We start from the raw sequence: 13817 nt of genomic DNA, 5'->3' as shown, positions 1-13817 counted from the left end.
ATGCTATTTGATTACATTATTATCGGTGCTGGTTCAGCGGGTAACGTACTTGCAACCCGTTTGACGGAAGACCCCGATGTTACTGTCCTGCTACTGGAAGCGGGTGGGCCAGATTACCGATTCGACTTTCGTACCCAAATGCCAGCAGCGCTGGCATATCCCTTGCAGGGTACCCGTTATAATTGGGCATATGAAACCGATCCAGAACCCCATATGAATAACCGACGCATGGAATGTGGTCGCGGCAAAGGACTCGGTGGATCTTCATTGATTAACGGGATGTGCTATATCCGTGGCAATGCAATGGATTTCAATAATTGGGCAGCACAGCCAGGCCTAGAAGATTGGTCTTATCTTGATTGCCTTCCCTACTTTCGCAAAGCAGAATCACGGGATATTGGGGAAAATGACTATCATGGCGGTAATGGGCCAGTCAGTGTCACAACGCCAAAGTCTGGGAATAATGAACTCTTTCACGCAATGGTCGAAGCAGGTATACAGGCAGGTTATCCACGTACCGCTGATCTGAATGGCTATCAGCAAGAAGGTTTTGGCCCTATGGATCGCACCGTAACCCCAAAAGGGCGTCGGGCCAGCACAGCTCGCGGTTATCTGGATCAAGCGCGATCACGCGCCAATCTGACCATTATGACCCATGCCTTAACCGATACCCTCAAATTTGCAGGAAAGAAAGCCGTTGGTGTTAGTTTTTATCAAGGTAATAGCTCAACGTTAACGCAAGCAAAAGCACGCAAAGAAATTTTACTCTGTGCCGGAGCGATTGCGTCCCCACAAATTTTGCAGCGTTCCGGCATTGGCCCTGAAGAAATACTAAATGAGCTTGCGATCCCTGTGGTACACGTATTGCCGGGAGTCGGGCAAAATCTACAAGATCACCTTGAAATGTATTTGCAATATGAATGCCTCAAGCCTATCTCTCTCTATCCGGCTTTAAAATGGTATAACCAACCAACAATTGGTGCTGAATGGTTATTAAAAGGCACAGGTATTGGTGCCAGTAATCAATTTGAAGCGGGTGGGTTTATTCGAACCAGTGAAAAATTTGCTTGGCCAAATATTCAATTTCATTTTCTGCCCGTTGCCATTAATTATAACGGCAGCAATGCTGTCAATCAACATGGTTTTCAGGCCCACGTTGGTTCCATGCGTTCCCCAAGCCGGGGCCGGGTAAAAATCAAATCCCGTGATCCGCGTCAGCATCCCAGTATTCTCTTCAACTATATGTCAGCGGCACAAGATTGGCAGGAGTTTCGCGATGCTATTCGCATAACACGGGAGATTATGGCTCAACCAGCTCTGGCTCCGTATTGTGGATATGAAATCAGCCCCGGCGCTGAAATCCAAACTGACGGGCAGCTAGATACCTTTATTCGTGAACATGCCGAAACTGCATTTCATCCATCATGCAGTTGCAAAATGGGAACAGATGAAATGGCAGTTGTGGATGGTCAAGGACGGGTACATGGCGTTGAAAATTTACGAGTTATTGATGCCTCCATTATGCCTGAAATCATTACCGGTAATTTAAATGCCACAACGATTATGATGGCCGAAAAAATTGCTGATAAAATTCGAGGGATCACACCATTGCCACGCAGTCAGGCGAAATATTATGTTGCCAATGATGCGTAGGCTCGCCAATTGGCACAAAATAATCAATAAATAGACACTTTAAAAAACAAAATAGACTGAGAGCCTATCTCAGTAGGCTCTTAATAGATTTCATGTTATAGCTTCATCGGCTTATACTCTTATCCCAGTCACATAATTATCTATGTTGCTGGGAATTTTTTCCCTTGCCATTTCGCTGCATCTTGAAACCTATTAGGTATATCTTTCAAAGGTATATCTATTTCATCAGGCAAAATGATCACGATAAATCTAATGTCATAAAGATATGTTCCTCACCATCTTCCAAATAAATTTCACCATACGCTTGATAACCAAGACTTTCATAAAATGGCCGGGCATGGCATTGCGAAGATAGCCCAATCGTCGCAATGCTATTTTGACGTCCATAATCTGCAATAAACCCCATGACTTGACGGCCAATTCCCCGACCTCGATGACTTTTCAATACTGCAACACGCCCAACTTTAAGCATACCATTGTCTTTCAGGATTGCCCGTAATACGCCAATTGGCCTTTCGTCATCAAATAACACAACATGCAAGGCAATATCATCATATTCATCAATATCAATTTCCTCAGCAAAACCTTGTTCATCCGTAAATACCTGTTTACGGATAGCAAATGCTTGCTGAATTAATTCGGGGTTCTGTCTTCCTATGCTGTGTTTTATTTTCATTATTATGTCCTGCGTGTGATTTATAGAGTCACCTTTAACCTACTTTTAAATAGATAAGTGAGTCAAGCTTGTCCCATAAAATTAAAAAAAGGGGGGATCATTTTCAGATCACCCCTCTGATATTAATTTATTTTCACGCTAACAGGCTATTGAGGCACTGATTACTTTTCCTCATTTTTTTCATTATTACCTTTGTCGCTGTCACTTTTAAGACTATTTATTAAATCATCTGTTTTTTTACTGGCTTCAGATTGTATTTCTTCCACTTTCGATTTCACCTTATCTGCCATATCATTCGCTGTCCTAGTAGCTTCATTCTGTATATCTGCTACTTTGGACTTCAATTGATCGGTTATATCATTGGCAGAATGGCTGATTTGTTTTTGTTCTTCCTTGGACTTATCAATCACACTATGGCTTTCACGTTGGGCGTTTTCCTTTATCTCCTGTGATTTTTCTTTTGCACTATCTTTTGCATTATCCAATATATCTGCGGATTTTTGTTCAGCATCAGTTTTCATCTGTGCCGCACTATTCTCCATTTGCTGAGTAGTCTCTTCCGCTTTTTTAGAAGCATCATCACAACCAGCAATCAGTGCCACGATACCTGCCAATATCAAAGAACTAAGGATCTGTTTCTTCATTGACTAACCCCTTTGCACTTAAGGAAATTGCACTTATGGAAACAAACTCGCCAATGAGTGTTCTGGCCACTCTGTGCCACAACATCCCATAAGCACTTCGCCCTCATTACCGACATCGTCAGCAGCTGAGAAGGCGTAACGAAATAGACATATCTATTTCAATCAATAGCAACGAATAAAACTTATACTATTCGACAAACCACGACCTAAAAACAAAAATAATTCTCATTTTTATTTGCCCGTTTTACTTTCTCAAGTGACTTATAACAATGAAAATATTTCACTTGATCATATTTTAGGGAATTTATGGCAAATAATAGTCAAAAATTAGAAAAACGCCCAATCGTAACTCTGGTTCAAAAAATTTTAAGGGGTGCATTTTCAGGGACATTAGTGGTAGGTACTGCGTTTTCAAGCTCTGTTTACGCTATCGAAAAGCCAACTGAACAACAATCTGAAAAGAAAAATGAAGTAATAAAACTCCCTACACTTTCCGTAGTGGAGAGTTTACACAAAAGCACCGGTGCAGGCGCTTCTGTACTCAAAAAAGCAGATATCGATCGGACTCAGGCAGATAACGTAGCTCAATTGCTTGATCAACTTCCTGGTGTTTCGATGTCTGGTTCCCCGCGTCCCGGCGGACAAACATTGAATATCTGGGGCATGGGAGACTCAGAAGATATCAAAATCACACTGGACGATTCGCCAAAAGGGTTCGATAAATATCGTCAGGGTTCTATCTTTATTGAACCGGAATTAATCAAACGTGTAACCGTTGATAAAGGGCCACACAATTTGCTGAATGGTAATGGTGGGTTTGGTGGCTCCGTCAAAATTGTGACAAAAGATGCCAATGATTTGCTACGACCTGATGAGAATTGGGGAGGATTAGTCAAGCAAAGCTACCACACCAATGACAGACAGTGGATCAATAGTGGCGCAATATATGGCAGAGATCCCAACGGTTTGGTTGATGGATTACTCTATGTGAGCAAACGTGACGGACATAATATCAAACGCCCTGATGGCACCCGTTTTGAGTACTCTCAAAACAACCAAACATCCTATTTATTGAAAACCAATATCTATCCCAGTGACACACATACTATCAGTTTATCTGCCATGCGCTCTGAATCAGGTGGCTGGCAGCCTTGGGCGGCTAAACGGGATCAAATGAATACCCCTTCCGCCAGTGAAATAAAAAAATATGGTCTGGACAAGGCATGGAAAACAAAATTAGTTTTTCGTGATCAAATCGATCAAAACTATTCTGCCAAATGGAATATAGCTCCAGAAGATAATCCATGGCTAAATCTGACGATGACTTATGCCTATTCAAATACTAAACAAAATGATCGTCGCCCTGAAATAGAAGGTGTTAACTTCGCATCTGCAGGAATTATGGGGCAAAGAAGTTGGATTAAATATGTTGATCAACTAGCTGATATAAATAATAAAAGTGTGTTTTTAATTGGCACAGTAGAACACGAATTATTGATGGGTGCCCGTTGGCATAAAAACCAACGTCATATTTTGATGTTAGATAAGAATAAAAAGGACGACCCAGCATTTAATTACGGCTATTATCAACCTGGTTATATGCCAGCTGGAGATCAACAAACTTACAGTTTCTATATTCAGGATTCACTAAAATTAGGTAGTATTACCATCACACCTGGCGTCCGTTATGACCATATAAAAAATGTGGGCAAAGAAAATAATGCCTCGATATATAACAACAAATCGCCTGAAATAAATCATGACTATAACAGGGTAACGTACACTGGATGGACACCTCATCTGGGTATGATATGGCAAGCCAACAAAAATCTGTCACTATTTGCAGATATCAGCCGTACATGGCGTGCTCCAGTAGTAGATGAGCAATATGAAGTACAGTCAATAGGTAATCTTCCTGGTTCCAGTCGTAATCTTGATGTTGAAAGGATGACAGGAATTCGTCTTGGCACCATTCTCAATTTCGATAATCTGATGCTTGAAGATGATAGCTTGCAAATCCGTACCACCCTATTCCGTAACCGCGGTACAGATGAAATCTTTAAAAGACGTGGAATTTATTGTAAAGATCAGATTGAAAGTGGTTCGAGCAGCTCATGTGAAAAACCTCTGGCAAATTATCGCAATCTGTCCGGTTATACCATTGAAGGGCTGGAAATTGAGACTTTTTATGATAGCAGAACGCTATTCGGGAAATTCTCTTTCTCCACAATGCGCGGCCAGCGTGATGCTTCCATGCGCGATCCGTGGCTGGGTCGTAAAACCTGGATAGCAGAAATACCACCAACGTCTGCACATGCCATGTTGGGATTCAAGATTCCACAATGGCAGATGGCAATGGGCTGGAAAGGCGATTTTGTCCGTAAACAAGACCGTTCACCAAGGGATGATGATCCAATGGCTATTTCCTGGTCATTCCCTAAAAGTAGCGGTTACGCCTTGCACAGCTTATTTGCAAGCTGGCGTCCTCCTTATATGAAAGGCTTTGAAGCACGGATCACCATCGATAACCTATTCAACCGCGATTATTATCCGTACTTAGGAGAAGCGGTTTCAGGAATCGGCCGTAATTACAAGTTCAGTATTTCTCAGCAGTTCTAACTGATATTTAACCACTCACTGCTTAACCCCCTTAAAAGTTAAGGGGGTTAAATCTACAATGCCACGTTGACTTCCTCGATTAAATACAAATAATAATTATTATCATATTTTCCTATCCCATTGAGTAATATCGTTATGGCGGTGCAAAAAAGCACATTCGGGCACAGTGAAATCACCCAGAAACTCTATTCCAATCACCATCATTGGCTATGCAATTGGATCAGACAAAATAGTGCTTTCCCAAACTACGCCGAAGATCTCACTCATGATATTTTTATCAAATTGATGCAGTCTTCAGATATTGAAAGTATCCGCCAGCCAAGAGCCTTTTTAATCACGATAGCCCGTAGAACTCTCGCTAATTACTGGCGCAGAAAAAAAATAGAAGACAGCTATCTAGACTATGTCAGTGCAATACCGCAAATTTCATCAAACTCTTCAGAATATCGGCTGGTGTTGCTAGAACAGTTAGAAAGGATAGATAAAACACTTGATGAGCTTCCCGTAAAAGTCCGACAGACATTTTTGCTCACACAAATTCAAGGCAAGCGTTACAAAGAGATCGCGAAAGATTTGGATATTTCAACCAGTTCGGTGAAAAATTACTTACATCAGGCTCACAGAAAGTGTCACCCTTTCAATATACTTTGAGCAACCGGATCTGATCTCTTCGCCACAGACAACAAAAACCCGCTGTTTATCTGGCAGCGGGTCACTTTTTTAGCCGTACAAGCTTGAACGACAAAAACGCATCAAAGAATACGGTTCTTTTCTAACTGTGCTTGTCGGATTGCTTCTCTCGCTATCCGTTTTTTGCGGGCATCGCAAGGCTCCGGGCAATCACAAACTTTCTCTACGCCTATGCTTCCTAAACCACCACAGCTTCCCTGAATACTCTTGCGCTTAAAGATATACCCTAGTGCCATTCCCGCAAAAGCCAGCAGGAAAAAGATAAAAGCGGCGATAAAGATTTCCATAACCTTTCCCCTCTCTCATTTTTTCTGTAAGTATGCCTTAAAAGCAGTACTGGAGCGTTCTTCAAAACCTTCTTTGGTTTTGACAATCATAAAGACTGGAATATTCAGCTTTTCAGCCAATTCCATTCCCTTCTCCGGCCCCAATACATCCAAACCTGTAGAAAAACCATCAGCACTCATGCAGGTTGAAGCAATCACAGTAATTGAAACTAAATTATGCATGATCGGTCTGCTTGTTTTAGGATCAATGGTATGGGAATAACGCACACCATTTTGTTCAAAATAATTACGGTAATCACCTGATGTTGCTATGGACATATTACCCGGTTCAATGATCTCCTGAGCACTCTGTGTCATACCACTATCTGATGGTTTTTCAATTGCTATTCGCCACGGACTTCCTTTGCCATTTTGACCTAATGTGCGGACTTCACCGCCAATATCAACCATGTAGTTTTTAATATTCTGAGATTCCAGGTACTCAGTCACAACATCCACGCCATAACCTTTGGCTATAGAAGAAAGGTCAACATAAAGTTCAGGGATAGATTTAACCAGATTATTGCCTGCAACAGATAAGTTGCCAATCCCTGTCCATGCCCGACGTATCGCCAGCTCTTCATCTGTCGGTGCCTTAGTCACACGCCCTTCAGGCCCAAATCCCCATAAATTCACCAAAGGGCCAACAGTGACATCCAGTGCACCTTCTGTCAGCTGATTGATTCGAATAGCTTCTTTTACAACTTTCGCCGTAGCAGCGGATACCGGAAAAGGTTTATTCACTTCACGACTTTGATTAAAACGACTCAATTCAGAATTTGGTCGATAAGTAGACATCTGGTCGTTCACTTCTTCCAGCCGTCGATCAATTTCTTTTTGCAGATTTTCTGGAGAAGATGCAGACGAGTCAGCAACATATTTAACGGAGTAATAAGTCCCCATCGTCTGCCCATTCAGATTTTGCTGTTCAGGGCCACCACACGCAGCCAGCAGCACAACCGAAAACAACAATGTGCTCCAGTTGATAATTTTTTTACTCAGCATAACTTACTCTTTCTGAATTGTAAGCGCCCACGATTTGTGGGCGCTTGTCGTTAAATCAATGTGTTACGATTCCCTCATATTTCAAGTCGCAGCTCGAAATTTATTGGGTATATCATCAGCCACCGAAGTCATCCAGCATGATGTTTTCATCTTCCACGCCAAGGTCTTTCAACATCTTAATGACCGCAGCATTCATGACCGGAGGCCCACACATGTAGAATTCACAATCTTCTGGTGCTGGATGATCTTTCAGGTAGTTTTCATACAGGACATTATGAATAAAGCCTGTATAACCATCCCAATTATCTTCCGGCAGAGCGTCGGACAAAGCGACATTCCAATTGAAATTTTCATTTTCTGCGGCTAATTGGTCGAAATCTTCGGTATAGAACATTTCACGTTTGGAACGAGCACCATACCAGAAGCTGATCTTACGCTTGGAGTTCAGGCGATTGAGCTGATCAAAGATATGAGAACGCATTGGCGCCATACCTGCACCACCACCGATGAAGACCATTTCCGCTTCGGTTTTTTTCGCGAAGAATTCACCGAATGGGCCAGAGATAGTCACTTTATCTCCTGACTTCAATGACCAGATATAAGAGGACATGATACCCGGAGTAACATCTGGGTTTCTTGGCGGCGGCGTAGCAATACGCACATTCAGCATGATGATACCGTGCTCTTCAGGATAGTTCGCCATTGAGTATGCACGAACAGTCGGCTCTTTGACCTCAGAGACATAACGGAACAGATTGAATTTATCCCAATCTTCACGGTATTCATCTGGCACATCATAATCCGAATAACGGGCAACGTGTGGAGGACATTCAATCTGAATGTAACCACCTGCACGAAATGGCACCACTTCCCCGTCAGGAATTTTCAATTTCAATTCTTTGATGAAAGTTGCTTTGTTATCATTGGAAATAACTTCGCATTCCCATTTTTTAACGCCGAAGATCTCTTCCGGCAACTCAATTTTCAGGTCTTGCTTAACGTTAACCTGACATGCCAGACGGCAGCCTTCTTTAGCTTCACGCTTATTGATGTGGGAAAGCTCAGTTGGCAGGATATCACCACCGCCTTCACTGATTTTCACACGGCACTGACCACATGAACCACCACCACCACAAGCAGAGGAAACAAAAATCCCCTGATTGGAAAGCATGTTCAACAATTTGTCACCAGCAGGAGCGTTAAAGCTTTTATCCTCATCGCCATTAACTTCAATTTTAATATCCCCGGTGTTCACCAACTTGGATTTTGCGAACAAAATCATTGCCGTCAGTACCAACACAATCAGGGTAAACATTACTACGCCTAGAATGATTATATCCATGAATTCTTCTCGCCTTTAGAGCTGCACACCGGAGAAGGACATAAAGCCCAATGCCATCAACCCAGTGGTGACAAAGGTGATCCCCAATCCTTTCAGACCTGCCGGAACATCTGCATATTTCATCTTTTCACGGATCGCTGCCATCAGGACAATCGCCAGCATCCAGCCCATACCTGAACCGAAACCGTATACGATGGATTCGCTGAAGTTATAGTCACGTTGCGCCATGAAAGAAACACCGCCGAAAATCGCACAGTTCACCGTAATCAACGGCAGGAAAATTCCCAGAGCGTTGTAAAGTGCAGGCACATAACGGTCGAGGATCATTTCCAAAATCTGCACCAGTGCAGCAATCACACCGATAAAGGTAATGAAGTTCAGGAAGCTCAGATCAACCCCATCCATCAAAGCACCATCACGCAGTACCAGATTGTAGACAAGGTTATTAGCAGGAACAGATATGCCCAATACAACTGTTACGGCAACCCCCAAACCAAACGCCGTCTTCACATTTTTTGATACCGCCAGAAACGTACACATACCGAGAAAGAAAGATAACGCCATATTCTCGATAAAGACTGCGCGGACAAACAAACTAATATAATGTTCCATTTTGTTTGTTACTCCTTCTCTACCTGCGCAGGTTTCAGAATCCGCAGACCCCAAATCAGCATACCAATGATGAAGAATGCGCTCGGTGCAAGCAGGAACAAGCCATTTGGCTGATACCAGCCACCATTTTTGACAGATTCCAGTACAGTAATACCGAACAATTTTCCTGAGCCAAACAGCTCACGCAAGAAACCAACCAGCAACAGAATGACACCATAGCCCAAGCCGTTACCGATACCATCCATAAAGCTCTCAACCGGTGGAGATTTCATGGCGTAGGCTTCCGCACGCCCCATCACTATACAGTTGGTGATGATAAGGCCGACAAATACGGATAACTGTTTAGAAATTTCGTAGGCAAAGGCCTGCAAAATCTGATCGACCACAATAACCAGCGATGCAATGATCGCCATTTGCACAATGATTCGTACACTGCCAGGAATGTAGTTACGAATCAATGAAATGAAAAAGCTAGAAAACGCTGTTACCAATGTCACAGCAACCGTCATAACCAGCGCAGTTTCCAGTTTAGTCGTGACGGCCAGTGCCGAACACACTCCCAGAACTTGCAATGCAATTGGGTTATTATCAAACAGCGGCCCAAGCAGGACGCGTTTTATCTCTTTGCTATCAGCCATCTTTCAAGGCTCCCTCGCGTACTTTTTTCAGGAACGGGCCAAAACCGTTATCACCCAGCCAGAAATCAAACATATGCTGAACACCATTGGAAGTCAGGGTTGCACCGGATAGACCATCTACACCGTAAGGGTTATCACCAGCACCACCACGAACAACCTTAATGGCTGGCTCACCTTGCGGGTTATAGAGTTTTTTACCTACCCACTGTTTGCGCCATTGTGGGTTATCAACTTCACCACCCAAACCCGGCGTTTCGCCTTGAGAATAGTAAGTAATGCCACGAGAGGTTACGCCATCAACATCAATGGCAACGAAAGCATACATCATTGACCACAGACCAGAGCCGTATACTGGCAGAACCAGTTCGGTCGTTTTACCTTGTTCATCCTTAACCAGATAAATTTCTGCCATATTGGCCCGGCGACGGATTTTCGCCAGATCTTGTTCTGCCGGCAAAGCCATGCTGGTTTCGTCGCTACGCAGAGCATTATTCAGATCAAATTTACCCGCACTTATTTCAAGCGTTGCCGTTTTTAAATCAAGCAATTCAGGCTGAATGCGGCTAGTGTAGGCTTCTTTCATTTCTGCTGTAGTCATGTTTGGTTTCAGTAAACCTGCTACATCCAGAATATTACGCTGTTTATCCAGCAGTTTCTGTTCCTGCTGCCGCGCTTTCAAACCTACGGCTGCCCCTGCAACCACAATCGAACATACAAGGCACAACACAAAAACAACAAGAAACGTTCTGCCGATGCTATCATTATTTTTTGGTTTCTCATTAGCCACGGGCTTTTCTCCGCTTAATATTGGCCTGCACAACCAGATAATCAAACAGTGGTGCGAACAGGTTAGCGAACAAGATCGCCAACATCATCCCTTCCGGGTATGCTGGGTTTACGACTCGGATCAGGACACACATGACACCAATCAAGATGCCGTATGCCCATTTCCCTTTATCCGTAAATGCAGCGGACACAGGGTCAGTAGCCATAAAGATCATGCCGAAAGCGAAGCCACCCAGAACCATATGCCATTCCCACGGCATAGCGAACATTGGGTTAGTGCTTGAACCAATGGCGTTGAACAGGCAAGAAGTTGCGATCATACCAAGCATCACACCCGCAACAATGCGCCATGAAGCAATACGAGCAAACAGAATGATGGCACCACCGATGAAAATCATCAGGGTAGAAACTTCACCAATTGAACCAGGAATGTTACCGAGGAACGCATCCATCCATGTAACCGGTTGGTTGGTAATGGTATTGATTAAACCGTGTTCACCCGAAGTTGCCCACTGAGACAATGGAGTTGCACCGGAGAAACCATCCGCAGCAGTCCAAACTAAATCACCTGAAATCTGAGCAGGATAAGCGAAGAACAAGAAAGCACGGCCAGCCAATGCAGGGTTCAGGAAGTTACGACCAGTACCACCGAAGATTTCCTTCGCAACCACAACCCCGAATGTTATCCCCAAAGCGGCCTGCCACAATGGCAGTGTTGGCGGAACAATCAGGGCAAATAGAATGGAACTGACAAAGAAACCTTCGTTAATTTCATGCTTACGGATAATGGCAAAGAGAACTTCCCAGAAGCCACCCACAACAAAAACAACCACATAAATTGGCAGGAAGTAAGTTGCACCCAACAACATTTTACTGACCCACCCTGCATCTGGTGTCAATGAGGCGCCAAGGTATTGGGCAAGCACATAATGCCAATCAGATGCCAGAACCTGCTGTAATGCATCTCCGCTGTATAAGTGAGTCAGTGCAGGGATCGCCTGATTACCGACGTTATACATTCCCCAGAACATGGTAGGAAATACAGACATCCATACCAGAATCATCATACGCTTGAGATCGATGGCATCACGGACGTGAGCACGCCCCTGTGTTACGGTCCCCGGAGTGTAGAATACGGTGGAAACTGCCTCATAGAGAGGATAATACTTTTCCAGTTTGCCACCGGCCTCAAAGTGGTGCTCTACTTTCTCAAATAAATTTTTCAGGCCCATGAATTACCCTTCCAGCTCAATCTTAGTCAGCACGTCACGCAGTACCGGACCGTACTCATATTTGCCGGGGCAAACATAGGTACACAGTGCCAAATCTTCCTCATCCAGCTCCAGACAACCGAGTGCCTGAGAACTGTCAGTATCGCCTGCAAGCAAATCACGCAGCAGGTGCGTTGCCATAATATCCAATGGCATCACACGCTCGTAGTTGCCAATTGGCACCATAGAGCGCTCTCCGCCATTCGTCGTAGTTGAGAAGGCAAAACGTTTCTTTTTCAGGAAGTGACCAATCGTGGTGCGGGTAATGGAAAATTTATTTGTCCCTGGCGCAATCCAACCGAACAGCTCTTTTTCACGGCCTTCAGCAAGAACTGAAACCAACATATGGAAACGGCCAAGATAATGGCGAACGCCATCTGATTTTGTACCACACAGCACAGAACCAGAAACAATGCGGTTTTCACCCTCTTTTAGCTGATTTTGTGTCAATTCCAGCAAATCAGCGCCCACTTGGGTGCGAACCAAACGTGGAGATTTAACCTGCGGCCCCGCTAAAGACACAACACGATCAGTATAAAGTTCACCAGTAGTGAATAATTTACCGATAGCAATCACATCTTGGTACCCTAAATGCCATGCGATTTTTTTGGCACTGACAGGCTCAATAAAATGGATGTGGGTGCCAACCAGACCAGCCGGGTGTGGACCAACAAACTGATTGTAAGTAATTTGCGAGTTACTGCCTGCCATTGGAATCTTTCCAGCGCCATGGCAGACGTGAATTTTCCCGTCTGTCAGTTTTGACAGAATATTCAGGCCATCAACAAAAGCCTCTTCTTGTGTCGCAATAACAACTAATGGATCTGCAGCCAGTGGCTGGGTATCCATTGCTGTAACAAAGATTGCCTTTGGTGTGGAACCCGGGACAGGAGAACGACTGAAAGGGCGTGTACGCAATGACGTCCATAACCCTGATGCGAGCAGATTTTTTTCTACCTGTTCACGGGTCAGCTCGGCAAGTTCTGTACGATCATAGCGATCAAACATCACTTGCTCGTCACCACTTATTTCAATCACAACAGATTGCAGAACACGGCGCTCACCACGCCCTATTGTTACAACTTTCCCGCTTGCGGGACTAGTGAAAACAACCCCTGGATTCTTCTTATCTTCAAAAAGAATTTGCCCTTTTTTAACATGCTCACTTTCCTTAACCAGCATAGAAGGACGCATTCCAACATATTCTTCGCCCAGTAAAGCGACATGGCGAATCGTCGGACCATCTTCTATAACTTGGGCAGGCGCTCCTGCTATCGGGAGGTTGAGTCCTTTTTTAATTTTAATCATAAGATTTGCACAAGTTTATCAGTTAAATCATATGCTACAGATTACCCTGTGGTATTCCCTTGGGTAATATAGCGACTTCAGTAATAAAAAACACCTTGAGCGACATATGTCTCAAGTTATTCACTCCGATAATCGTTACAATTTTCTCTTAAGTTTCGCCGGCGGTAATTCTAACATCTCCCCTACAGACTGTCTGATTAATCAAGTGACTTAGCTCAAGCAAATAAAAATAATTTCTCTGCTGAAC

Annotated in this window: 13 protein-coding genes; 3 read left to right on the top strand and 10 right to left on the bottom strand. The window is 43.7% G+C overall.

Translation table 11 applies throughout. The features are described from left to right. The gene (gene betA / locus Xhom_RS07750) at window positions 1–1653 is read left to right on the top strand and encodes a choline dehydrogenase (RefSeq protein WP_069316635.1); all 1653 of its coding nucleotides are present in this window, start codon (window positions 1–3) and stop codon (window positions 1651–1653) included. 238 nt (window positions 1654–1891) lie between these two features. Here betA and Xhom_RS07745 read toward each other — a convergent pair whose 3' ends face one another. Both Xhom_RS07745 and Xhom_RS07740 read right to left on the bottom strand, forming a co-directional pair. Further along, the gene (locus Xhom_RS07745) at window positions 1892–2329 is read right to left on the bottom strand and encodes a GNAT family N-acetyltransferase (RefSeq protein ID WP_069316636.1); all 438 of its coding nucleotides are present in this window, start codon (window positions 2327–2329) and stop codon (window positions 1892–1894) included. A 161-nt stretch (window positions 2330–2490) separates the two neighbouring features. Next, on the bottom strand, window positions 2491–2973 hold the full coding sequence (locus tag Xhom_RS07740; RefSeq protein WP_069316637.1) for a hypothetical protein: 483 nt from the start codon (window positions 2971–2973) through the stop codon (window positions 2491–2493). Window positions 2974–3279: 306 nt separating this feature from the next. Between Xhom_RS07740 and Xhom_RS07735 the strand changes: the two genes are divergently transcribed. Both Xhom_RS07735 and Xhom_RS07730 read left to right on the top strand, forming a co-directional pair. Beyond that, window positions 3280–5592 carry a TonB-dependent hemoglobin/transferrin/lactoferrin family receptor gene (locus Xhom_RS07735; RefSeq protein WP_084023121.1) on the top strand — a complete coding sequence of 771 codons (2313 nt, stop codon included), beginning with the start codon at window positions 3280–3282 and terminating at the stop codon, window positions 5590–5592. Between the two features lie 135 nt (window positions 5593–5727). Then, complete coding sequence (locus tag Xhom_RS07730; RefSeq protein WP_069316638.1) at window positions 5728–6243, top strand: sigma-70 family RNA polymerase sigma factor; 516 nt, start codon at window positions 5728–5730, stop codon at window positions 6241–6243. Window positions 6244–6344: 101 nt separating this feature from the next. Here Xhom_RS07730 and nqrM read toward each other — a convergent pair whose 3' ends face one another. The 8 genes from nqrM to Xhom_RS07690 all read right to left on the bottom strand — a co-directional run bounded on the left by nqrM (window position 6345) and on the right by Xhom_RS07690 (window position 13570). Continuing rightward, a complete protein-coding gene (nqrM, locus tag Xhom_RS07725) occupies window positions 6345–6569 on the bottom strand; it encodes a (Na+)-NQR maturation NqrM (RefSeq protein ID WP_069316639.1) in 225 nt (74 codons plus the stop codon). Between the two features lie 15 nt (window positions 6570–6584). Next, complete coding sequence (locus tag Xhom_RS07720; protein ID WP_069316640.1) at window positions 6585–7613, bottom strand: FAD:protein FMN transferase; 1029 nt, start codon at window positions 7611–7613, stop codon at window positions 6585–6587. Window positions 7614–7728: 115 nt separating this feature from the next. After that, on the bottom strand, window positions 7729–8955 hold the full coding sequence (gene nqrF, locus Xhom_RS07715; RefSeq protein WP_069316641.1) for an NADH:ubiquinone reductase (Na(+)-transporting) subunit F: 1227 nt from the start codon (window positions 8953–8955) through the stop codon (window positions 7729–7731). Window positions 8956–8970: 15 nt separating this feature from the next. Continuing rightward, window positions 8971–9567: an NADH:ubiquinone reductase (Na(+)-transporting) subunit E gene (gene nqrE, locus Xhom_RS07710; protein ID WP_038235359.1), complete on the bottom strand. Its 597-nt coding sequence runs from the start codon at window positions 9565–9567 to the stop codon at window positions 8971–8973. Between the two features lie 8 nt (window positions 9568–9575). Continuing rightward, complete coding sequence (locus tag Xhom_RS07705) at window positions 9576–10205, bottom strand: NADH:ubiquinone reductase (Na(+)-transporting) subunit D (protein ID WP_069316642.1); 630 nt, start codon at window positions 10203–10205, stop codon at window positions 9576–9578. After that, window positions 10198–10992: a Na(+)-translocating NADH-quinone reductase subunit C gene (locus Xhom_RS07700; protein WP_069316643.1), complete on the bottom strand. Its 795-nt coding sequence runs from the start codon at window positions 10990–10992 to the stop codon at window positions 10198–10200. Before Xhom_RS07700 ends, Xhom_RS07705 begins: the two co-directional genes overlap by 8 nt. After that, entirely contained in the window at window positions 10985–12223 is a 1239-nt protein-coding gene (locus Xhom_RS07695) for an NADH:ubiquinone reductase (Na(+)-transporting) subunit B (protein ID WP_069316644.1), read from the bottom strand. The genes Xhom_RS07700 and Xhom_RS07695 overlap by 8 nt, the downstream gene beginning before the upstream one ends. 3 nt (window positions 12224–12226) lie before the next feature. After that, window positions 12227–13570 carry a Na(+)-translocating NADH-quinone reductase subunit A gene (locus Xhom_RS07690; protein WP_069316645.1) on the bottom strand — a complete coding sequence of 448 codons (1344 nt, stop codon included), beginning with the start codon at window positions 13568–13570 and terminating at the stop codon, window positions 12227–12229. Between the last annotated feature and the right edge of the window lie 247 nt (window positions 13571–13817).

This window comes from Xenorhabdus hominickii (genome assembly GCF_002632725.1).
GTDB classification, from domain to species: Bacteria; Pseudomonadota; Gammaproteobacteria; order Enterobacterales; family Enterobacteriaceae; genus Xenorhabdus; species Xenorhabdus hominickii.
The sequence above is the reverse complement of the archived record's forward strand: the minus strand, read 5'-3'. Positions and strand labels throughout refer to the sequence as shown.